This is a genomic window from Ammoniphilus sp. YIM 78166, from assembly GCF_004522215.1.
Classification (GTDB): domain Bacteria; phylum Bacillota; class Bacilli; order Aneurinibacillales; family RAOX-1; genus YIM-78166.
The window spans coordinates 1-21,128 of the sequence record NZ_SDLR01000001.1; the positions used below are offsets into that span (position 1 = coordinate 1).

20 protein-coding genes are annotated in these 21,128 nt (G+C 44.7%); 11 read left to right on the forward strand and 9 right to left on the reverse strand.

Features of this window, described 5'->3' with window-relative positions; translation table 11 throughout:
* Nucleotides 1-551: 551 nt before the first annotated feature.
* The 3 genes from EIZ58_RS00005 to EIZ58_RS00015 form a co-directional block, all read right to left on the reverse strand.
* A complete protein-coding gene (locus EIZ58_RS00005) occupies nt 552-1,655 on the reverse strand; it encodes a CapA family protein (RefSeq protein WP_134698481.1) in 1,104 nt (367 codons plus the stop codon).
* Between the two features lie 125 nt (nt 1,656-1,780).
* Nucleotides 1,781-3,583: an L-lactate permease gene (locus EIZ58_RS00010; RefSeq protein WP_134698482.1), complete on the reverse strand. Its 1,803-nt coding sequence runs from the start codon at nt 3,581-3,583 to the stop codon at nt 1,781-1,783.
* A 264-nt stretch (nt 3,584-3,847) separates the two neighbouring features.
* Nucleotides 3,848-4,534, reverse strand: coding sequence for a FadR/GntR family transcriptional regulator (locus EIZ58_RS00015; protein ID WP_167577407.1), 687 nt, complete (start codon nt 4,532-4,534; stop codon nt 3,848-3,850).
* Nucleotides 4,535-4,663: 129 nt separating this feature from the next.
* Between EIZ58_RS00015 and EIZ58_RS00020 the strand changes: the two genes are divergently transcribed.
* The 6 genes from EIZ58_RS00020 (at nt 4,664) to EIZ58_RS00045 (ending at nt 11,375) form a co-directional block, all read left to right on the forward strand.
* A complete protein-coding gene (locus EIZ58_RS00020) occupies nt 4,664-6,076 on the forward strand; it encodes an FAD-binding oxidoreductase (RefSeq protein ID WP_134698484.1) in 1,413 nt (470 codons plus the stop codon).
* A 56-nt stretch (nt 6,077-6,132) separates the two neighbouring features.
* On the forward strand, nt 6,133-7,422 hold the full coding sequence (locus tag EIZ58_RS00025; RefSeq protein ID WP_134699576.1) for a (Fe-S)-binding protein: 1,290 nt from the start codon (nt 6,133-6,135) through the stop codon (nt 7,420-7,422).
* Nucleotides 7,423-7,558: 136 nt separating this feature from the next.
* The gene (locus EIZ58_RS00030; protein WP_134698485.1) at nt 7,559-8,260 is read left to right on the forward strand and encodes a FadR/GntR family transcriptional regulator; all 702 of its coding nucleotides are present in this window, start codon (nt 7,559-7,561) and stop codon (nt 8,258-8,260) included.
* A 163-nt stretch (nt 8,261-8,423) separates the two neighbouring features.
* On the forward strand, nt 8,424-9,158 hold the full coding sequence (locus EIZ58_RS00035; RefSeq protein ID WP_134698486.1) for a (Fe-S)-binding protein: 735 nt from the start codon (nt 8,424-8,426) through the stop codon (nt 9,156-9,158).
* The gene (locus EIZ58_RS00040) at nt 9,155-10,663 is read left to right on the forward strand and encodes a LutB/LldF family L-lactate oxidation iron-sulfur protein (protein ID WP_134698487.1); all 1,509 of its coding nucleotides are present in this window, start codon (nt 9,155-9,157) and stop codon (nt 10,661-10,663) included. The genes EIZ58_RS00035 and EIZ58_RS00040 overlap by 4 nt, the downstream gene beginning before the upstream one ends.
* Nucleotides 10,656-11,375, forward strand: coding sequence for a LutC/YkgG family protein (locus EIZ58_RS00045; RefSeq protein WP_134698488.1), 720 nt, complete (start codon nt 10,656-10,658; stop codon nt 11,373-11,375). Before EIZ58_RS00040 ends, EIZ58_RS00045 begins: the two co-directional genes overlap by 8 nt.
* A gap of 50 nt (nt 11,376-11,425) precedes the next feature.
* Here EIZ58_RS00045 and EIZ58_RS32980 read toward each other — a convergent pair whose 3' ends face one another.
* Nucleotides 11,426-11,575, reverse strand: a complete 150-nt coding sequence (locus EIZ58_RS32980) for a hypothetical protein (protein WP_167577408.1) — start codon at nt 11,573-11,575, stop codon at nt 11,426-11,428.
* Nucleotides 11,576-11,852: 277 nt separating this feature from the next.
* Between EIZ58_RS32980 and EIZ58_RS00050 the strand changes: the two genes are divergently transcribed.
* Both EIZ58_RS00050 and thiI read left to right on the forward strand, forming a co-directional pair.
* A complete protein-coding gene (locus EIZ58_RS00050; protein ID WP_134698489.1) occupies nt 11,853-12,998 on the forward strand; it encodes a cysteine desulfurase family protein in 1,146 nt (381 codons plus the stop codon).
* Between the two features lie 10 nt (nt 12,999-13,008).
* On the forward strand, nt 13,009-14,223 hold the full coding sequence (gene thiI, locus EIZ58_RS00055) for a tRNA uracil 4-sulfurtransferase ThiI (RefSeq protein ID WP_483296320.1): 1,215 nt from the start codon (nt 13,009-13,011) through the stop codon (nt 14,221-14,223).
* Nucleotides 14,224-14,266: 43 nt separating this feature from the next.
* Here the strand turns inward: thiI and phaC are convergent, their stop codons facing one another.
* The 3 genes from phaC to EIZ58_RS00070 form a co-directional block, all read right to left on the reverse strand.
* The gene (phaC, locus tag EIZ58_RS00060) at nt 14,267-15,355 is read right to left on the reverse strand and encodes a class III poly(R)-hydroxyalkanoic acid synthase subunit PhaC (protein ID WP_370297579.1); all 1,089 of its coding nucleotides are present in this window, start codon (nt 15,353-15,355) and stop codon (nt 14,267-14,269) included.
* Between the two features lie 45 nt (nt 15,356-15,400).
* Nucleotides 15,401-16,144, reverse strand: coding sequence for a 3-oxoacyl-[acyl-carrier-protein] reductase (gene fabG / locus EIZ58_RS00065; protein ID WP_134698490.1), 744 nt, complete (start codon nt 16,142-16,144; stop codon nt 15,401-15,403).
* 73 nt (nt 16,145-16,217) lie between these two features.
* A complete protein-coding gene (locus tag EIZ58_RS00070; RefSeq protein ID WP_134698491.1) occupies nt 16,218-16,694 on the reverse strand; it encodes a DUF4349 domain-containing protein in 477 nt (158 codons plus the stop codon).
* A 344-nt stretch (nt 16,695-17,038) separates the two neighbouring features.
* On the opposite strand from EIZ58_RS00070, the gene phaQ reads away from it, so the two are divergent.
* Together phaQ and EIZ58_RS00080 are read left to right on the forward strand one after the other, a co-directional pair.
* Nucleotides 17,039-17,482 (forward strand): poly-beta-hydroxybutyrate-responsive repressor, encoded by a 444-nt coding sequence (gene phaQ, locus EIZ58_RS00075; protein WP_134698492.1) that lies wholly within the window; start codon nt 17,039-17,041, stop codon nt 17,480-17,482.
* 56 nt (nt 17,483-17,538) lie between these two features.
* Nucleotides 17,539-18,090: a hypothetical protein gene (locus EIZ58_RS00080; RefSeq protein WP_134698493.1), complete on the forward strand. Its 552-nt coding sequence runs from the start codon at nt 17,539-17,541 to the stop codon at nt 18,088-18,090.
* A 120-nt stretch (nt 18,091-18,210) separates the two neighbouring features.
* Here EIZ58_RS00080 and EIZ58_RS00085 read toward each other — a convergent pair whose 3' ends face one another.
* Both EIZ58_RS00085 and EIZ58_RS00090 read right to left on the reverse strand, forming a co-directional pair.
* Nucleotides 18,211-19,050, reverse strand: a complete 840-nt coding sequence (locus tag EIZ58_RS00085) for a metal ABC transporter permease (RefSeq protein ID WP_134698494.1) — start codon at nt 19,048-19,050, stop codon at nt 18,211-18,213.
* A 16-nt stretch (nt 19,051-19,066) separates the two neighbouring features.
* Nucleotides 19,067-19,819, reverse strand: a complete 753-nt coding sequence (locus EIZ58_RS00090; protein WP_134698495.1) for a metal ABC transporter ATP-binding protein — start codon at nt 19,817-19,819, stop codon at nt 19,067-19,069.
* A 169-nt stretch (nt 19,820-19,988) separates the two neighbouring features.
* On the opposite strand from EIZ58_RS00090, the gene EIZ58_RS00095 reads away from it, so the two are divergent.
* Nucleotides 19,989-21,104 (forward strand): two-component system sensor histidine kinase NtrB, encoded by a 1,116-nt coding sequence (locus EIZ58_RS00095; RefSeq protein ID WP_134698496.1) that lies wholly within the window; start codon nt 19,989-19,991, stop codon nt 21,102-21,104.
* The last annotated feature ends 24 nt before the right edge of the window (nt 21,105-21,128 follow it).

The following is a 21,128-nucleotide window of genomic DNA, read 5'->3' on the forward strand; positions in this document are numbered from 1 at the left end:
CACAGTTAGATGCCCTCAAACCCAGCCGCAGCCCGGATCGGGGCACCAAACTCACAGTTAGATGCCCTCAAACCCCGCCGAAGCCCCGGATCAGGGCACCAAACTCACAGTTAGATGCCCGCAAACCCCGCCGAAGCCCCGGATCAGGGCACCAAACTCACAGTTAGATGCCCGCAAACCCCGCCGAAGCCCCGGATCAGGGCACCAAACTCACAGTTAGATGCCCGCAAACCCCGCCGAAGCCCCGGATCAGGGCACCAAACTCACAGTTAGATGCCCTCAAACCCAGCCGAAGCCCCGAATCAGGGCACCAAACCCACAGTTAGATGCCCTCAAACCCAGCCGAAGCCAAAATCAGGGAATCAAACCCACAGTTAGATGCCCTCAAATCCAGCCGAAGCCCGGATCAGGGCACCAAACCCACAGTTAGATGCCCTCAAATCCCGCCGAAGCCCGAATCAGGGAATCAAAGCTGCCGTTTGATACCCTCAAACCTCGCCGAGGTCCAGATCAGGGAATCAAAGCCCCCGTTTTTCCCTCGATTCTCCTATCTAAGGGTTCACTACAAATGTATTGTCACTTTGCCAGCTTCCACCCACAGACAGTCGTTTCAGCCGCTCCATAATTTGTTGTGTAATCGTCTCGTTTGCGTGCCACACGGCTCCCTGGTCGATATGCATAGGAATGAAACGGGGCAGGATCTGGTCATCGGTTAGAGTTACCTGAAGGATGCCGGACTGACGTCCTTCCGCCGTACGACTCGTGGTAAACACAAAATTCCCTAGGCTGTAGGCAATGAGTTTGCCCTTATACCACTCCAAGCCTTGAAGCACATGGGGATGACTGCCGATCACCAGATCTACTCCTAGATCGATTAGACCATGGGCGAGTTGAACTTGATAGGGTAAGGGCTTTTCGGCTAGTTCCTGACCCCAGTGAAGGTAGACGATGGTATAGTCGTTTTGACTCACATAGGGTTTGACGCTACGGTAGACGAGCTCTGGATCATAGGCACTAGACATTCCAGGATGGTTTTGACCGGCGTGCCAGCTGGCTTCAGCTAAAACTCGGCTAAAACCAAAGATGGCGATTTTCTTTCCTTTCACCTCTAGTTCAACTGGAGCGTAGGCTTCCTCCTGATTGTTTCCTCCTCCGACATATCGAACTCCTGCTTTATGCAGGTGCGCTAGTGTATCAAGGAAAGCCTCTGAACCATAATCCAAGGCATGGTTGTTTGCGACTGTAACTACATCGACTCCTGCATTTTTCAGTGCTTCAGCCATCACGGGATCACTGCGGAAGGTGTATTCCTTTTGCTTGGCATCTCCCCGGGTACTAATGGCAGTTTCAACATTTAGCATGGAAAGGTCGCTTCCATGAAAGATGGGTGCCGCATCCGTAAACGGATAGTCAGGACCCTTGGCTTTAACCATATCAGCCACCCGGCCAGCCATCATGGTGTCCCCGGCAAAAGAGATGACGATGGGGGAAGGTGAAGGGAGTGGGAGTGTGGTTGTGGGTTGGCTAGAACCGACTGCTTCTTTTTCTTTTCTTTCTTCCACAATAGACTTTTCATGTTGGGGTAAAGATTCTTGCTTAGCACAGCCTGCCAAAAAGACGAGAAGCAAGATAAGGATTTTGGAAAGTATGTTCATGGCAACCTCCGTTTGTTACATGCTGTTCCTATTATGGAACAATGTCAATCATCTCGTAAATACGAAATTTGAACGGATGGACAAAAAGAAAGGATGGAGCTTCGTAAGCCCATCCTTTTACTAATCTAAGAGGCAATATTCTTATTGCTGCTGAACTGTGCAACCCTTCTATTATTCGTAGCAATAATCCAGATGGCTGCGAAGCCGATAGCCACAGCAATAAATGTACCGACATTAAAGATTCCCTTTTGAGAATACCAAACAATGGAATAACCTACGGAACCAAGCAAGAGTGCGTAATAAGTGAAAGGCAAGAGTGTTTTGCGTATTACATCGCCTTCACGCCCGACGAGTCCAACTACAGCAGATGCAGCGACTACGTTATGCACACAAATCATATTACCAGCGGCTCCACCGATAGCCTGTAGAGCCACCATCCAAGTTGGATCCACCCCGATGCGCTCGCCAACCCCGAATTGGAATAACGAAAACATCATGTTACTAACGGTATTACTTCCAGCAACGAAGGCACCTAAACCACCGATGAAAGGAGCGAAGATGGGCCAAGCAGAGCCGGCTAAGGCAGCTACTCCATCGGCAAGAGCGATAGGCATTCTAGCGAACTCGGCAGCACCGCCTCCCGTGTTAATGAATACTTGTACCATAGGAACTGTAAAAATAAGGGCTACAGATGCAGATAATGTTGTTTTAAAAGCGCTCGATACGGCACGACCGTATGCTGCACCACTCATTTGATGTAATAAGAGTGTAATGAGGGAAACAACAATAAAGATCGTCCCAGGCAAATACAGAGGTTGGAAGCTCGCACTGATTTCAGTTCCAAATAGATTGGGGAACTTTACCGTCCAAGATCTTAACAAATCCATGAAAGGCAACGCTTTCAAACGTGTGACTACGAGGAATAATCCAACAAGAATATAAGGAGCCCATGCCTTAATCATGCTGATATCGCCATTACGTGCAGCAATATCCTTGATTTCAATTTTTCCATTCCAAGAAGCATCCCAATTTTCTTTCTTATCGAAGTCCCACATATCATTTTTGGCAGGCATAAGGAAACCGTTCTTGGCTGCCGTGATTACAATGGCAAGTCCTACTAAACCACCGATCATAGATGGGAATTCAGGTCCGAGCAAGACAGCTACTAAGTAATAGGGAATCGTCATGGCAAACGCGGAGAATAAAGCGAATTTCCATACTTTCAAGCCTTCACTAAAGCTCTTGTTTTTGCCGTAGAATCTGGTAAGGAAAGCCACTACGATTAACGGTACTAAAGTTCCGCCAATGGCGTGAAGGAGAGCAACCTTGGCTCCGATCATGTTGAGGAATTGGCTCCATTCCGCATAGCCAAGATTGGCTGCAAAGGCTTTAATAGCTTCGTCCGAGCCTATACCGCTATTGATTCCCACAAGGACAGGCGTACCAACTGCACCGAATGAAACCGGCGTGCTTTGAATAATCATTCCTGCCATAACAGCTGCCATCGCAGGGAAGCCTAGACCGACCATAAGTGGAACGGCGACTGCAGCAGGTGTACCAAATCCAGCAGCCCCCTCAATAAAGGAACCAAACAACCAAGCAATAATGATCGCTTGAATTCGACGATCAGGGGTAATATCAGTAAAGCCCTGGCGAATCGTCCGCAAGCCACCGCTTTCTTGTAGCGTATTTAATAGTAATATGGCCCCGAAGATAATGTATAGCAGCGTTCCTGCCGTAACTAAACCGTTTACAGAAGCAGCAGCAACTTGGGCACCCGGTACCTTCCAGACAAAAAGAGCAAGACCGGCTGCAACAATATAACAGATGGGCATAGCTCGGCTTGCAGGCCAACGCAAGGCGACAAGGAATAAGGCGACGGACAGAATAGGAAGTAAAGATAAGATAGCTAAAACCCCAGTACTCAAAATAAACCCCCCTAAAAAGTTTCCCCCGTGATCTAGAAAACGCTTACAGCATGAACATGTTTTTAGCAGATAAGAATCAATAAGTATTCTGAACTCTTTATCTGCATTAGTGGAATCGACTTGCTACTATCCAGCCGGTTCTCATTATCATGTTGTAGTGAGATCATCAGATGACCTTATTATAGAAAGGCAAAGATATTTTGACAAGTAGTATTTTCTAATTTTTTTCGAACCCCCCATAACTAGAGGATTGCAGCCCTCCAGTTAGTTCTTGTTTAATACCGTTTCTACCTTGGATAAATGATCTCTCATAACGATCATTCCAGCTTCCCCATTCTGAGAAATGATGCATTTTAGCATTTGCTGGTGCTCCTCGAAAAGGCGGGCTGCCGTTTCTTTACGGCTATAGAGCCAAAGATTTCGGGTATCTCGAATGGTTCGACTCATAACGGTAGAGATGCTTTCCATCATGGCGAGCAAGAAAGGGTTCTGTGTAGCTTTGGCTATGGCTAAATGAAAATTCACATCATAAACCTGGCTAATTTCTTCATTTCCAATGGCATCTTTCATCTGGTTTAAGATTCTTTCAAGCTCTTCTATATCAGATTGGGTGCGCAATTTGGAGGCAAGCTCAATACAACCGACTTCCACGATTTTTCTCACCTGCAGAAGCTGACTCAGCTCTAACGGGTTGTCTACAGGAAGGTCTTGAAAAGGAGACATGCTGGAGATTGCACTAGTGACGTAGGTGCCCCCTCCTTGCCGAGACTCTATTAAACCTTTGGCTTTGAGTTGACTTAAGGCTTCACGGATGGTCGATCGGCCTACATGATATTCCTTCGCTAAACTTTCAATGGAGTCTAATTTATCTCCAGGTTTTATCAGTCCGGATTCAATCAGTCGCTGCAATTCTTCAGCGATGATTTCATAGCTCTTTTTGGTTAGGCTCATAAGTTCCTCCACTTTTGATCGCAATGGGTATAAAAATACTCTACACAATTTTGTAAGCATATGATAGAGTAGATTTATCAAAAGTCATCTGATGACCTGTCAACATGGTGAAAAACGGGAGGGCGAATCATGATTAGTCCACAATTAAAAAATCAATTTATCGCGATCGTAGGAAGTAAATATTACTTGGATAGTCCAAATGAATTGTATGCGTATTCATATGATGCCACTCCAATCTATCAATCGATGCCAGATGCGGTCATTATGCCAGAGACCACGCAGGAAGTGTCGGACATTCTTAAGCTGGCTAACGAACATTTGATTCCGGTCGTACCAAGAGGCTCGGGGACGAACTTGGCGGGCGGAACGATCCCTGTCGAGGGCGGCATCGTGCTAAATATGAATCGCTTTAATAAAATTTATGAGATTGATCAACGAAACCTTACGGCTACAATAGGGACCGGAGTGGTAACCGCGGATTTGCATAAAGCCGTAGAAGCCGTAGGTCTATTTTATCCACCAGATCCAGGAAGTATGAGGATATCCACTGTCGGCGGCAACATGGCTCAATGTGCAGGAGGGATGCGCGGCTTAAAGTATGGGGTGACCAAAGATTATATCATGGGTCTTGAGTATGTGCTGCCTTCCGGCGAGATCCTTCGCTGCGGCGGAAAAAATGTAAAAGATGTCGCCGGCTACGATATGACACGCCTCATGGTCGGATCGGAAGGAACCTTGGGGGTTGTTACGGAAATAACAGTCAAATTGGTTCCCCTTCCTGAAACAAAGCGGACTTTGGTCGCTTATTATCGCAACCTTGTAGATGCGGCACGTACAGTAGAGACGGTGATTGCATCAAAAATCATTCCTGCGACCATGGAGTTTATGGATCAATCCACCATGAAGGTTGTTGATGATTTTGCGAAGTTAGGGCTCCCTTTAGAGATGAAGTCGATGCTTTTAATTGAGCAGGATGGCAGTGAGGATCAGGTGGTAAAAGACATTGAGAAAATCGCAGAGATTGCTCGCCAGGAAGGAGCAGCCCTGGTTGAGGTAGCCCGTACGATCGAAGAGGGAGCGAAGTTATTAGCGGCGAGAAGATCTGCTTTGGCCGCATTGTCCCGATTGCGACCGACGACGATTCTTGAGGATGCAACGGTTCCGCGCTCGCGTTTAGCTGAGATTGTAGAAGTGGTAGAACAAGTCGCTGTGAAGTATGACTTGCAGATCTGTACCTTTGGTCACGCTGGGGATGGAAATTTGCATCCTACCTGCATGACGGACGAACGGAATAAAGAGGAAATCCATCGTGTGGAACAAGCATTTGATGAGATATTCCGAGCTGCTATTCGAATGGGCGGAACCATTACAGGAGAGCATGGGGTGGGCATGGCCAAGATGAACTACCTCAGTCTTAAAGTAGGCGATGGCGGCGTGGAATTGATGAAGCGATTGAAGGCCGCCTTTGATCCCAACAACATTATGAATCCAGGAAAAATGTTTGCCAATAGCGAAAGACGCAGAGTGGTGGTGAAGCAGTAATGAGTACGATGACCAACCTGCCTGTACAAAAGCCTGCTTGTGACGTGGAAGTTAAAATGGATTCCCAAAATGGGTTATTGGCAAAGTTTAATATGGATGAAATTATGAATTGCATGCACTGTGGTTTTTGTTTGCCGGCCTGTCCTACGTACCGTGAGACGGGAATGGAGTATGCGAGTCCGAGGGGCCGAATCGCCCTCATGAAGGGGGTAGCGAAAGAGCAGCTTTCCCTCGATGAGGAGTTCGAGAAAAATATGTATCTCTGTCTAGGATGCCGGGCTTGTGAAACGGCCTGTCCGGCAGGGGTTCCTTATGGGAGCTTGGTGGAAACGGCCCGGGATGTTGTAGAAGACTATAAGAAGAAAAAAGAAAAGCCTTCAATGATCCGAACGATCCTATTTGAAGAGCTCTTCAGCAAGCCTAAGCGAATGAAGTGGTTAGGAACCGCTCTATGGGCAGCTCAAGCAGCTGGAATGCAAAAGCTAGCAGATAAAACGGGACTTATTCAAATCTTGCCAAAGCCGATGGCAGAGATGCAAAAAGCGGTGGATACGATTGCCTCCCCGTGGGAAAGAAACAAAAGACAATCTGTTATGAAGACAGAGCAAAAAAGATTATTTAAAGTCGGTTTATTTACTGGCTGCGTGATGGATGTTATGTTCTATGAAACGAATCAAGCAACCGCTCGCCTTCTGTTGAAGGCGGGGTGTGATGTCCAATTTGTAGAGAACCAGTCCTGTTGTGGCGCTCTTCACGCCCACTCCGGTGAAAAGGATGGGGCAAAGGAACTTGCGAAGCGTAATATCGAAGCCTTTGAAAAGGCGGAAGTAGACTTTATAGTCAATAACGCTGGGGGATGCGGAGCCGCACTAAAAGAATATCATCATTGGTTTCATGAAGATCCAGAATGGAAAGAGCGATCGATGGCTTTCGTGGCTAAAATGCGAGATGCTAACGAGCTTTTAGCAGAATTGCCGCCAATCACTTTCAGCAAACCGCTCTCCGTACGAGTAACCTATCAAGACTCCTGCCACTTGGCTCATGGGCAAGGTGTTCGTAATCAGCCTCGCCATCTCATACGCAGCATTCCGGGCGTAGAATATGTGGAGCTGGCCAATGCGGATAGTTGTTGCGGCTCAGCAGGGATCTATAATATTACGAACTTTGACATGTCCATGCAGATCTTAGATGGAAAGATGGAGCAGGTTAAAGAGACGAAAGCTCAATACGTTGTCACTTCCAATCCAGGCTGCTTACTGCAGATGAAGAACGGCATCATCCGTGCTGGAATGGAAGGGAAAATGGAAGCCATCCATATCATGGACTTGTTGGACAGAGCACTATAAATAAAGAAGAGGCCCTATTTTCTTTTAAAACAAAGAATGGGGCCTTCTTACATGGACGTTGCTGTAACAAGATGGGAAAATGGAGGATAGTGTGCTATAATTCTCTTCATACAAAGAAGGAAACTTGAGGTGGGCCATGAAACCACAGTTTAAAGTGCGAAAAACCTATGAAGAGGTTGCGGATTATCTGCGTGACCAGATCATTTCAGGTGTATATAAGGCCGGAGATCGATTGCCATCCTTAAGAGAGCTTGGTGAAATCCTAGGTGTGGGACAATCCACGATTCGAGAAGCAATAGGATCGCTGAAAACCATGGGACTCGTGACTATTCGCCAGGGCGAGGGAACGTTTGTTACGAGACTTGAACCTGAAGAGCTTAAACATACTTTAGAGTCTCTTAGACCGGTGACCAAGCAAGATATCAGTTCTCTTTATGAAGTTCGCAAGATCATTGAAGCGGGGATCGTCCGTTTAGCAGCCGAAAGAAGAACAGTAGAAGATCTCCGATTAATTGGGGAAGCGCTAGACGAGATGGAAGAAGCGCATAAAGGAGATCTAAGAGAGCAAGGAGATCAGGCTGACTGGAACTTCCATTTTGCTATCGCACAAGCCTCCCATAACGAAATGCTTGAGTCCGTCATGCATTCCATCTCGGAAATGATTGAGCGGACAATGAAGGCGTCGCGACAGAAGATGTATGAAGAGTTGGATGCTGATATTCTTCTGGTGGCTCATCGAGAGATATACGAGGCGATTCGACTCCAGAATGTGGAGCAGGCCCAAGAAGCCATGATTAAGCACTTGCAGGAAGTAGAAGAGATTATGCTACAAGACTAGAAGGTTCGAGGTGTAGCCCTTGAACCTTTTTCCTATTGAAGCAAGAGTTAAAAAGTTCTGTTCTTTTTTTAAAAATTGCAGTATACTCTACTTAATAGACATCTGATGACCTGAAGGGCGTTGGAGATATACTTACTTCGTTAGGCAAAGGGAGGGTTTACACATGAAAGTTTCCCTGTTTGTTACCTGTCTAGTAGATGGGATTTACCCTCATGTAGGGGAGGCTATGGCAAGACTGTTAGCTCGCCACGGGGTAAAGCTTGACTTTCCAGAGGTACAGACCTGTTGTGGTCAGCCGGCTTTTAATAGCGGATACTGGGAGGACGCGCGTGGCGCAGCGATCACTTTATTGGATGCGTTTGAAGACAGTGATTTTGTGATTTCTCCTTCGGGATCTTGTGTAGGGATGATTCATCATAATTATGAGAGATTATTTGAAAATGATAACGTTCTGCTAGAAAGAGCGAAAAAACTAATGGATAAGACCTATGAGTTTACCCAATTCCTTGTCCAGGTGCTTGGCGTAAAAGATTTAGGGGCGTATTTTCCGCATAAAGTAACTTATCATCCTTCTTGTCACGGCACTCGTTTACTCGGGGTAAAGAATGAACCCTTAGAGTTACTCAAGCATGTTCGCGGACTAGAGTTGGTACCGTTGCCATTTGGAGAGGACTGTTGTGGCTTCGGCGGAACCTTTGCGGTGAAAATGTCAGATATCTCAGGGGCCATGGTCGAGGAGAAGGCGCAGCATGTAATGGAAACCGAGGCAGAAGTACTAGTTGGACTGGATATGGGATGCTTAATGAACATTGGCGGGCATCTTCACTATAAGGGAAAACCCTTGCGTGTCATGCATCTCGTTGAACTTTTATATGAAGGAGTGAAAGCGAAGGCATGAATACAGCTAAACTGACAAGTGTAAAAGATCGTGCCAAGGTGGCGCTCAATGACCAATTTTTAAGAAATGCCGTTAGGTTCACTACGGAAAAACTGCGTTCAGGCCGAAAGACCGCATCACAAGATCAAGGAAACTGGGAGGAGTGGCGGGAACGCGGCAGACAAATTCGCTTACACACGATAGCCCATCTGGATTATTACTTGGCCCAGTTCATTGAAAATGCAAGAGCGCAAGGAACACATGTTCATTTTGCTTCGACCAGTGAAGAAGCGGTTGAAATTGCGATGAAAATAGCAGAAGCTAAGCAAGCGAAGTCTGTTGTAAAATCCAAATCGATGGTTTCTGAAGAGGTTCATCTCAACCAAGCGCTTGAGAGTGCAGGAATTGAGGCAGTAGAAACCGATTTGGGGGAATATATTATCCAACTAGCGGGGGAGACCCCTTCCCATATCATCATACCGGCCATTCATAAGAATAAGCAGCAAGTGGCCGATTTATTTTCCAAAGAAGCAGGGGAACAGCTCCCTGCTGACACGACCATTTTAGCAGGGTTCGCAAGGGCAAAGCTTCGCGAGAAGTTTCTGGAAGCGGATATTGGTATGACCGGCTGTAATTTTGCGATTGCGGAAACAGGGTCTATCACCTTGTTCTCTAATGAAGGAAATGCACGCATGGTGAGTACCGTGCCGAAAACACAAATTACCATGATGGGGATGGAACGAATTATCCCTACCTTAGAGGACCTAGAAGTAATGGCTACCTTACTGCCTCGTTCTGCAACCGGACAAAAGTTAACGGTTTACATGTCCATTATCACAGGACCGCGCCGAACCCAAGATAGTGATGGACCGGAAGAAATGCACATCATTATTTTAGACAATGGACGATCCTTACAGTTAGGAGATCCAGAATTTCAAGAGCTGCTCAACTGCATTCGTTGCGGGGCCTGCTTAAATGCCTGTCCCGTCTATCGGCACATTGGGGGCCATTCCTATGGAAAGGTGTATAGCGGACCCATTGGAGCGGTGTTGACCCCAGCCCTGAATGGCAACGTGGCTGAGTGGGATGATATCGCGAATGCCTCGACACTATGCGGGGCTTGCTGGGAAGCTTGTCCGGTGAAAATTCCTTTACACGACATGCTGGTTTATTTGAGACGAAAAAAAGCTGATCAAGGATATACCTCGGCTTCGGAGAGAGCTGCTTTTAAAGGGTTTCGATATGTGATGTCCAACCATAAACGCTATCGATTATCTATGAAAATGGGAGCCATTGGACAGACCCCTCTAGTCAGTAACGGCATCATTTCGGCAAAGGTAGGGCCACTAAAGGGATGGACGTCCCACCGCTATGCCCCTTCTTTGGCTAAACAGTCGTTTAGAGATTCCTGGAGAGCTCTAGATTTAGATGTACAATCAGAGCTGCGAGAGATGGATCCCGATATCCAAGCGAAGATGAACCAGATCGTAGAAAGTCGGAGAAAAGGAGGGAAAACCAATGGCTAAACCATCGGATTACTTGGCAGAACTTGAAGTAAGATCCAAGCAAAGACAAGAAGAGTTTCTAACTAATATTAGGACTCGTTTAGGGCGTTCAAACACGCCTCCGGTACATCCGTTTAGGGGAGCTCCTGATTTCTGGTTAAACTATGACATGTCGCAGCAGGAACGCATTGAACTATTTATGGAAAACTGGAGAAAAGTCGGCGGGGAAGCCATTCATGTAGCAACAATGGAAGAAGCTAAGGGGTATATCTCTGAAGTCGCTCAGACCATGCAAGCGCGCTATTTGCTTAGTTTTGATCAGCCAGAATTGCTGGAGATGAAATTGGCAGAAGCCTGCCCGGGGACCGAAGTCACCTACTGGAATCCAGACAGAAAGGACGAGCTTCTAGCCAGGGCGGCGGGAACAGACATTGGAATAGGCATCGTAGACTATGCGATCGCGCATACAGGGACCATCTTGGCGATGTCAAGTCCTTATAAAGGACGATCCATTAGCTTGCTCCCCACCGCGTTTATGGCTGTGATCAAGGCTGAAACCATTAAGACGCGTATGGGCGAGGTCCTAAAAGAAGTACATGGACTCCAAGAAGCGGGCGAAATGCCGGCTGGTGTTCACTTCGTGACGGGTCCAAGCCGTTCCGCAGATATAGAAAATGATCTTACAATCGGCGTTCATGGTCCCGGTGTAATGTATGCCGTGGTGGTAGGATGAAACAAGTAAAGGGTGCCTCCAAAACGACAGTTTTGGGGGCACCCTTTCGCTTATGCATTATAAACTTCCATTAAGTAGGTATCGCTATCTAGCTTCTCGAATCCTTCTTGCTGTTGGCTCAAGCGATTTAATTGAGTTTGTAAGGACTTAATTTGCTCTTCTAATTGTTTAATTACTTCCACCTTTACTGTTACGGTCATCTGAGATCCCTCCATGCTCATTATGTTATCTTTTTCTCTGTTTAACTTCACCGCGTCATGGTGAATACAGTTTCTAATTTATTGATAATTCTAACAAGGGGAAGAGCTTTTGTAAATAGCTTTCGGGAATGTAAGCGATTCCAATTAGAAAGAATTTTTTGACATTTACCATCGCTTTAAGAGAACTAGTTGTATGCGCTTGTTTAGATAAGTTATAATGTGGTTTAGCTTTTTCTTCCATTGCAAACGGGAATACTTTAATAAGGAGGTGCTGCCTATGATATATTTAGATAATGCGGCAACTACTGCACCCTATCCGGAAGTGGCAGATGTTATGAGGTCTGTTATGGATTCGTATTATGGGAATCCCTCATCGCTGCATCATTTAGGAGTAGAGTCCGAGAAGGTATTGCAGCAGTCTCGAGGAGTTGCGGCAAAGCTATTGGGGGTCCAACCCGGTGAAATTGTTTTTACTTCAGGGGCGACTGAGAGCAATAATCTAGCGATTAAAGGGATTGCTTTTCAGTATCAGAATCGTGGAAAGCATATTATAACGACGGCGATTGAACATCCCGCTGTTTACGATGTCTGTAAACAGTTGGAACATTTCGGCTTTGAGGTCACGATCCTTCCAGTAGATCGGAATGGAGTGATAAGTCTAGAGGATCTAAAAGCAGCCATTCGGAATGAAACCATCCTGGTTTCCATTATGCATGTAAATAATGAAGTAGGCAGCGTTCAACCGTTGAGGGAGATTGGTGCCGTATTAAAGAACTATCCCAAGCTATTTTTCCATGTCGATGCTGTTCAAGGGTATGGAAAGCTTCCCGTTCATCCTAAAGAGTGGGAAGCGGATCTTGTCTCCTTATCCGCCCATAAATTTCATGGGCCCAAGGGAACCGGTTTGTTATACGTGAGAAAAGGGATTGACCTCTTTCCTTTAATGGTAGGGGGAGGGCAGGAAGGCGGGTATCGCTCGGGAACGGAAAACCTTGCTGGTATTGTAGGGATGGTAAAAGCGATGAGAATGTCGAAGGAAAAATTTGAGGCTAATCCAGAGTATGTGCGGAGCCTTCGAAACCGGCTGTGGGACAGCTTGGACCAGTGGGAAGAATGCAAGGTAAATTCCCCCAAGGAGGGAGCACCCCATATCCTTAACTTTTCCTTGCCAGGATTGAAATCGGAGGTTCTCCTCCATGCCCTAGAGGACAAGCAGATCTGCATTTCAACCAAGTCTGCCTGCTCCTCTAAAGTAGATCGGCCCAGTCGTGTACTGCTTGCTATGCATGTAGGGGAGTCGAGAGCCCGCAGCAGTTTAAGAATTAGCCTTTCCTATTCGAATACAGAAGCTGAAGTCCATGCCTTTCTCACAAGTCTCTATCAAGTAGTTCCCCAATTAAAACAAATGCTAAAGGTAACCTAAAGGAGTATGTATGATTAATTATGAAGATATTTTAGTTCGCTATGGTGAAATGGCTCTTAAAGGAAAAAACAGGGGGATGTTTGAAGCGCAGCTCATTCGAAATATTAAGCGTGCTTTAGATGCTTATCCGGCAGTAGAAGTGGAGAAGGCTTACGGCAGAATGTATATTTCTTTGAACGGTGCTCCTTATTCGGAAGTGGAACCCAAGATAAAAAAGATTTTTGGCATCACTTCCTTTAGTCCTACGAAGAGGCTAAACAGCTTTGAATTGGAGACGATACAAGAAGCCGCTCTATCAGTGATGCGGGATGTCAGTCCTGCTCCTATGACCTTCAAAGTGGAAACCAATCGATCCAATAAAAGGTTTCCTCACCGTTCGATGGAGATGAATAATCTGATCGGTGGCTATGTTTTGCGAAATATGCCAGGCCTAAAGGTAGACGTGAGAAAACCTGAGGTCCTGTTAAAAGTGGAAATTAGAAACGAAGGAACCTTTATCAGTTGCTTGGATATTCCTGCCTTTGGCGGGCTTCCCGTAGGAACGAGCGGGAAGGCTATGCTGCTTCTATCGGGAGGAATTGACAGCCCGGTAGCGGGATGGTTGACCATGAAAAGAGGAGTCAGGATCGAAGGCATTCATTTCGAGAGTCCTCCATTTACAAGTGAGCGCGCGCGACAAAAGGTGGTGGATTTAGCCGGGATTGTTAGTCAGTATGGTACCGGTGAAATGAGGGTCCATATGGTTCCCTTTACAAAAATCCAAACAGAGATCCGACAAAAATGCCCCGAGCATTATTTGATTACGATCATGAGAAGGTGCATGGTGCGAATAGCGGAGAGAATTGCCAAAAAACGCAAAGCTCTTGCGATTGCAACGGGAGAAAGTCTTGGCCAAGTAGCAAGTCAGACGATGGAAAGCATGAATACGATTAATCATGTTACGAATATGCCTATCATTCGTCCGCTCGTAACGATGGATAAATCAGAAATCGTAAAGATCGCAACAGAAATAGGGACGTATGAAACTTCCATTCTTCCTTTTGAAGATTGCTGTACCATTTTTGTTCCTAAATCACCTGTAACACGCCCGAACCCTGAGAAGGCAGAAAAGTTCGAAGCAGAACTAGCTGAGCTTGAAGCCTTAATTGAAGAGGCTGTACAGAATACAGAAACCATTATCGCCTCTTCCCGTCCGAAAGAAACAGAAACCATGGACTTGTTCTAAAGATGAAAAGACCCCAGTGAGATTCACTGGGGTCTTAAGTATATTAGTTGGAACGTTCAGCTAACCAGTCACCGATTGTTGGATAGGTGTGCTTGACAGCTTGGCGTCCGAAAACAATGGATACATGACCTGTAGGCATAAGAGAGAGGGTCTTATCCTTGCTAGAGATAGCATCCATTAATGGCTCGAGCTGCTTTGGCTGAGCAATATGGTCTCTTGTTGCGCCAATGTTAAGGACATTAGCTTTAATTTCTTTAAGATCTACGCGATGGCCACGAATGATCAGTTCACCTTTAATCAACTTGTTATGTTGATAGAATTCCCGAATCCATTGACGGAAGGCTTCTCCAGGGAATGGAACGCCATCGCCTACCCATTTTTGCATGAGTTTCCAGCTATCAACAAAAGATTGGTTTTCTACGCGCTCAGCTAGACTTACATAAGGACCAGCGAAATTGACGAGAGGCTTCAGCATCTTGTTGCCAAGATCAATCATCTCTGGTGGAATGTTTCCTAGCGTGTCGACCACTTTATCCAGATTAAAGTAACGCTCATCCAACCAGTTGGTGAACAAACCTAAACCAGAAAAATCGATAGGAGCGGTCATGAAGATCGCGTTTTTGATAGGTAGTTGGGCATGAAGAGCAGTAAAAATCGCTGTCATGGTACCACCCATGCAATATCCTAAGACGGATAATTCATCTGCGCCGCTGTGGCGTAGAACCTTGCGCACAGCTAAAGGCATATAATCCATGATGTAGTCATCCAGCTTCATGTAGCGATCTTCTGGCCCAGGAGATCCCCAATCCATGAGATAAACATCGAAGCCGCGGTTCACCAGATACTCTATTAAGCTGTTGCCAGGTGATAGATCAAGGATATAAGGCTTGTTGATTAATGCATAGAACATTAACAACGGTACACGTTGAGTCTTGGGTTTATTCGGTGCGAAACGATAGAGTTTAGCCTTGTTTTTAGTCCAGATGACTTCTTTCGGAGTTTGATAGACTTGCGGTTCTGGTTCTACGAACATGACTTCGTTAAATCGCTTTACGCGGTCCAGTTGCTTCTTGAACTCATCAGGAGCTAAACCCAAGATTTCTTCCCATTCTTTAACTGGGGACATGATCATTTTTTTGTAACCCTCCACTTTTTTCTGTTGCTGAACAACAGATTATTACATGTAAAGTCCGCCGTTCACGTTTAATTGTTGACCAGTAATGTAATCACCATCGGTTACAAGATAATTTACGGCACGAGCGATCTCGCTAGCTTGACCTAGACGGCGTTGAGGAACTTTAGATACAATCTTCTCTAAAATCTCAGGAGCAATTTCTGCTACCATTTCCGTTTCAATATAGCCAGGGCATACAGCGTTTACTGTAACGCCTTTATTTGCCATTTCAAGAGCAAGAGACTTCGTGAACCCGATAAGACCAGCCTTGGAAGCTGCATAGTTGGTTTGACCAATGTTTCCGGATTGACCAATAACGGAGCTAATGTTGATGATGCGACCGTATTTTTGCTCTACCATGGATGGAAGAACGGCACTGGTTGTATTGAAAGCACTGTTAAGGTTTACGTCAATAACCTTTCTCCAGGCTTCTTCTGTTAACTTAAGGAAGGTGCGATCGCGAGTGATACCAGCATTGTTTACTAGAATATCAACCTTACCGTAACGGTTGATCGTTTCTTCTACTAATACCTTTGCTTGTGCGCTATCAGATACATCAGCTTGACTTGCAAATGCTTCAGCACCAAGGGCTTCGATTTCTTTTACCACTTCATTAGCAGCATCTGCATTGCTATTATAGTTAATGACTACCTTAGCTCCATTGCGGGCTAATTCTAGTGCGATAGTTTTACCAATTCCGCGGGATCCGCCAGTTACGATAGCTACTTTGTTGTCGAGTGTTTTCATCTTCATACATCCTCTCTCATGTGTAAGTATTTGTGTAGTGTTTTTGTTTATTATTTATATATCTAAAAGTTATCTATTTAGATTTAGGTTTTTGTTCTGCTGCTTCAGGAGTACGAGTTTCTTTTGCAGTTGCAATCTCACTCTTGGCTTGCAGAATCTCAAAAAGCTGATCTAATCGGGAAGTTAATTTCGCAATATCCGCTTGTAAAGTTTTGACTTCCTTCGACAGATCTCTTTGCTTAAGCTGATCAATGATCTCGTCTTCAATCGTTTGTTCTAACTTGTCGAGTTTACCCTCAACATTAACGACCATCCCAGCGATATTCGCTACATCTTGTCGAGAAGGCATGTTAGCTTGCTCCAGATATTTCTCAGCAGATTGACGGGCTACATTCTGATATTGAAGGTAGCTGTTAAGGCTTTGTCCCATCCACTTGGAAAACTCTTCCTTGTGCATGGCCTCGTCTATCGTCTGACTCCATTGCTCCTCTGCCTTATCATAGAATTGCTTCCATACGGCAAAAGGGTCAAAGGGCATGTGCTGACTCATGGTTTCATCTCCCTTTTCATCTTTTTGCAAAACAATACTCTCTGAAATAGCTGACTCTGCTCTAATTAGTCAAACGATTGATCAAAGAGTCTTTGCAAAGGATCCTACTTCCCTTCGATCGCTGTCGAAATTTAGGATTCTATTTGCTTACATTGAAAATTATAGTCAATAGTTGGTGCGAAAACAATTGAAACCCTTCGACAATTCTGTGAAGATAATAAGAAATACTTATCACAATTTGTCGAATAAGCTCTGAGGGTTTTCTTGTGCCAATACTTGACAGGGGGGACCACATAGGTGTAAATTACACATAGAAGGAAATTACAAATTTGTAGGTGATGCTCATGTCGGCCAGTAAGGATAAAGAACAACAGGTCCGAGAAGATGAAAAATGGAATATCCCCGGCGGGCCGCCAAAAAACATGATGGTCCCCGTTCTCCTGCTGATACTTAAAGGATGGAATGCTCATGGATATGAGTTGATCCAGCAGCTTGTCAAGTTCGGTTTTCATTCCATAGATCAAGGCAATGTTTATCGAACGCTTCGCCAATTGGAGAAGGAAAACATTGTGAAGTCCGAATGGGACACGACCTCAGGTGGCCCTGCCAAGCGAGTTTATTCCTTGACCGATGCAGGGACACAATACTTAGAATCCTGGGCAGAGGCATTGGGCCAATATCAGAACATGCTTGATCAATTCTTCAATATGTACACTCAATTCTTCATGTCCTTACCGAGTGTGCCTACCCGAAAAAGTAAAGAAAGCGACGACAACGACTTTGAGTGATTCAGCTTATGCTGTGTCATATAAAAAAAAAATGATATTTTAGGAGGATGTAAAAAATGGCAACTGCACAAGCGAAAAAGAACGAATTAACAAATCCGGTAAATGTATTCGACACGATGTGGGATGGATGGTTAAACAGCGTAAAGCTAATGTATGGATATCAGCGTGAGATGGAAGCTGTTACGATTCAATCTATCGAGCGTCAAAAAGAAATCTGGCAGCAAACAAAAGAAAATCTAGATAAATTAGAACTAGAATTAAGTAAATTTGTTGTCGATGTAAAGGCAAATATGCTAGATAACGTTAAAAATGTGAACGGTGAAGCCGTATCTAAAAATGTAGAAGATTGGAGCAAGCGTGCTGAAGAAGTGGTGAATAAAGTTCAACAGCTTTATGGTACACCTGGCAAGGCTAGCAACAGCATGTTCGGAAAATCTTTAGAACAATTAGAGTCTACTCTACTAAGCTTAATCGAACAACAACAAAAGAATCGTACAGAAGTTCAAGAGCTATTAGAAAACTTTACAGACCAAGTAAAGAAGACAAACAAAGGACTTATGGAGTCTTGGGAAACAAGCCGTACTTCTGCTTTCAATATGTTTAAATAATTTTATGACTGTCCCCATGGTTGAAGATAACCATGGGGACAGTTTTTTTAGGGATGTCATCAAAAAACAAAAAACTGTATCCGAATTCCACTTAGGTGGAGTAAGATACAGTTATAAGGGTTAATCCTTTTTTAATACAATCTTTTTTATGAAGAGTACAAGAACGAGTAAGAAGACCGAGAATAGCACAATGGTACCACCAGATGCCCAATCCAGATAGAAAGCTGTTATTAACCCACCTAATACGGCGATCTCTGCTAAAACAATGGAAATCCAAAAGGTTTGCTGGAAGCTGCGTGAGATCTGTAGGGCGGCAGCAACGGGCAATGTAATAAGAGCAGAAACAAGTAAAATTCCAACAATACGCATCGAGATGGCGATGGTTAATGCCACGAGAACAATGAACACAAGGTTAATCATCCGTCGCTTAATACCAGAGATTCTTGCGTATTCTTCATCAAAGGATAGAGCAAAAAGCTCTTTGTAAAGAAGGTAGATGGAAAGTAAGACAACAAAACCAACCCCGATAATGGTCCACAGGTCGTTTCGTCCTACGGCCACTACGCTTCCAAACAAGTAGGAAAAGAGATCAACATTAAAGCCCTTGGCAATGCTAATGAGAACGACGCCTAACCCAATTCCGGTGGATAAAATAATGGGAATGGCGAGCTCTTGATAAAACCGATAGGCTTTTCTAAGCTGTTCTACGAGGAGAGCTCCAATAACAGAAAAGATCATTCCCATATACATTGGATTAATCCCCTGAAAAAAGGCTCCTTTCTTTGATAACAGGATGCCTGCAGCGATTCCTGATAACGTGATGTGAGAGAGGGCGTCAGCCATAAGCGAGAGCCTTCTAACAACAAGAAATACCCCAATAGCGGGGCAGATGATGCCAACTATTAAACCGGCAAAAAGGGCATTGCGCATGAATTCGTATTGAAACATAAGATCAAGCATGGATCGTGAGTTCCTCCTAATGACGATGCTCTACCAGATTCATATTAGAGCCGTAAGCAGATTCTAAAATAGCTTTTTGATTAGCATGAAAGTCACTAGGGTTTCCATGGAAGTGGATTTTCTTATTTAAGCAAGCGACTTTGTTTACATGATTGGTCATCATTCCAATGTCATGGGTGACCATTAAAAGGGTCAAGTTGTGATCTTGATGGAGTTTTCCCAGCAGCTGATAGAATTTATCGACCGACTCGGTATCCACTCCCACCGTAGGTTCGTCTAATATCAGCAGCTCGGGGTTAGAAACGAGGGCTCTAGCGATAAAAGCTCGCTGTTGCTGGCCTCCGGACAGTTTCCCGATATTGCGTTCGGCTAGGTCTGATAGTCCTACTTGATCGATGGCTTCTAAAATAGCGGAACGATGCTGACGTGTTAACCTTTTAAACAATCCCAGTTTCCCGAATAGACCCATGGAGACCACTTCAAACACGGTAGCGGGAAAACCGCTGTTAAAGCTGTTGGCTTTTTGAGAGACATAGCCAATCTTATGCCACTCCTTAAACGAGCTCAGTGGGGTTTCAAATAGCTTTACTTCCCCCTGCTTCGGTTCTACTAGGCCTAAGATAATTTTTAGCAAGGTTGATTTACCTGATCCGTTTGGACCAACTAAGCCTACATAATCGCCTTTTTCAACGATGAATTGTACGCCTTTTAGCACTTCATTTTGATTATAATGAAAATGGATGTTTTTACATTCAATAATCGGCTTCATGGACGCCACCTTTTAGTTTGTACTTCCTTATCTAGAGCCATTTTATCATAGGGGAAAACGGGTAGATAAGTCAACTGCTGAAGCGTGTAACAGGAATTTTGAAGGTTTTGTAGAAATATATAGATTATTGGCTGTCTTTGTCTACTCTATTCGATTAAGGAGTCTATGTATGTTATCTATGGATCGGGCAACGCGAGAACACCTGCTTGCCTTTGCGAATGAATACGTGAACGAAGTCTTTGGTAAATCCGCTAATTATGAAATTCTTTTTCAAGAAAAAAGAGACGAACTTGTTGAAACTCTACAGCAGGCCCTTATGTTTGTCCTTGAGGCCATTCAAGATGAAACGATTTCTTTACAGACGGTTACCGAATTTGCGCAACGTTATGCGGAGCATTTTGTCATTTATTTTCACGATGCAGAAACCCTGATCAGGGACTGTTCTGAACTTAAACATCGCTTTCTCACCAAAATCATTTACCCCTATTCTCTTGAGGGGAAAGAACCAAGAGCCGTTCGGGTCATTAACACCTTTGTTGACGAATATATGATTCGGTTATTCAAAGAGAAGCAGTGGGAACTCGAACGAATGGAAGTGGAGAAGTTTAATGCCATAGGGAATATGGCTTCCGGAATGGCTCATGAATTGCGTAATCCGATCACGAGTGTAAAGGGCTTTTTAAAGCTGATCTATGAGATGCATCCCCATCCCGAAGAAATCCACAGCTATTACACCATTATGGACGATGAAGTAAAGAGACTTGACTATATATTAGAGAGATTTCTTTCCTTAACTAAACGCAAAAACCTTCAGATGAAAAGAGAATTCGAAGAGGTGGATCTTTGCCATATCATTGATCGGTGTGTTTCTCTTTTTGAATTTGAATTCATTCGCTTAGGGATTGAAACGATCGTACAGCTTGAGCCTCATGCAATTATCAAAGGAAATTCCAAGGAAATAGAACAGACCTTTATTAATATTGTGAAAAATGCTTGTGAAGAATTCCAGCGGCTACCCAATCAAAGAGAAAAGCTGTTTCGCATCACGTGCCGGGTCAAGGAGGAGAAGGTGCTTGTTCTGTTTTTTAATAACGGGGCACCTATTAGCTCAGAAGATGTGAAGCATATCTTTAGTCCGTTCTATTCAACAAAAGAAAATGGGACGGGGTTGGGCCTAGCTATATGCAAGCAGATCATAGAAGCTCACGGGGGAAAGATTCATATCTATCCTGAGCCGGATGGTACGATGGTTGAAGTGAAGCTGCCTCGAACGGTGGAGTCTTAATACATAACAATGGAGGGCAAGAAA

Coding starts and splice junctions, on each gene's coding strand:
- EIZ58_RS00005 (WP_134698481.1), bottom strand. CDS start 1,655: ATGAACATACTTTCCAAAATCCTTATCTTGCTTCTCGTCTTTTTGGCA.
- EIZ58_RS00020 (WP_134698484.1), top strand. CDS start 4,664: ATGATTAGTCCACAATTAAAAAATCAATTTATCGCGATCGTAGGAAGT.
- EIZ58_RS32980 (WP_167577408.1), bottom strand. CDS start 11,575: ATGACCGTAACAGTAAAGGTGGAAGTAATTAAACAATTAGAAGAGCAA.
- EIZ58_RS00085 (WP_134698494.1), bottom strand. CDS start 19,050: ATGCTTGATCTTATGTTTCAATACGAATTCATGCGCAATGCCCTTTTT.
- EIZ58_RS00025 (WP_134699576.1), top strand. CDS start 6,133: ATGGATTCCCAAAATGGGTTATTGGCAAAGTTTAATATGGATGAAATT.
- phaQ (WP_134698492.1), top strand. CDS start 17,039: ATGTCGGCCAGTAAGGATAAAGAACAACAGGTCCGAGAAGATGAAAAA.
- EIZ58_RS00095 (WP_134698496.1), top strand. CDS start 19,989: ATGTTATCTATGGATCGGGCAACGCGAGAACACCTGCTTGCCTTTGCG.
- EIZ58_RS00050 (WP_134698489.1), top strand. CDS start 11,853: ATGATATATTTAGATAATGCGGCAACTACTGCACCCTATCCGGAAGTG.
- EIZ58_RS00030 (WP_134698485.1), top strand. CDS start 7,559: ATGAAACCACAGTTTAAAGTGCGAAAAACCTATGAAGAGGTTGCGGAT.
- EIZ58_RS00040 (WP_134698487.1), top strand. CDS start 9,155: ATGAATACAGCTAAACTGACAAGTGTAAAAGATCGTGCCAAGGTGGCG.
- EIZ58_RS00035 (WP_134698486.1), top strand. CDS start 8,424: ATGAAAGTTTCCCTGTTTGTTACCTGTCTAGTAGATGGGATTTACCCT.
- EIZ58_RS00070 (WP_134698491.1), bottom strand. CDS start 16,694: ATGAGTCAGCACATGCCCTTTGACCCTTTTGCCGTATGGAAGCAATTC.
- EIZ58_RS00045 (WP_134698488.1), top strand. CDS start 10,656: ATGGCTAAACCATCGGATTACTTGGCAGAACTTGAAGTAAGATCCAAG.
- thiI (WP_483296320.1), top strand. CDS start 13,009: ATGATTAATTATGAAGATATTTTAGTTCGCTATGGTGAAATGGCTCTT.
- fabG (WP_134698490.1), bottom strand. CDS start 16,144: ATGAAAACACTCGACAACAAAGTAGCTATCGTAACTGGCGGATCCCGC.
- EIZ58_RS00015 (WP_167577407.1), bottom strand. CDS start 4,534: ATGAGCCTAACCAAAAAGAGCTATGAAATCATCGCTGAAGAATTGCAG.
- EIZ58_RS00080 (WP_134698493.1), top strand. CDS start 17,539: ATGGCAACTGCACAAGCGAAAAAGAACGAATTAACAAATCCGGTAAAT.
- phaC (WP_370297579.1), bottom strand. CDS start 15,355: ATGATCATGTCCCCAGTTAAAGAATGGGAAGAAATCTTGGGTTTAGCT.
- EIZ58_RS00090 (WP_134698495.1), bottom strand. CDS start 19,819: ATGAAGCCGATTATTGAATGTAAAAACATCCATTTTCATTATAATCAA.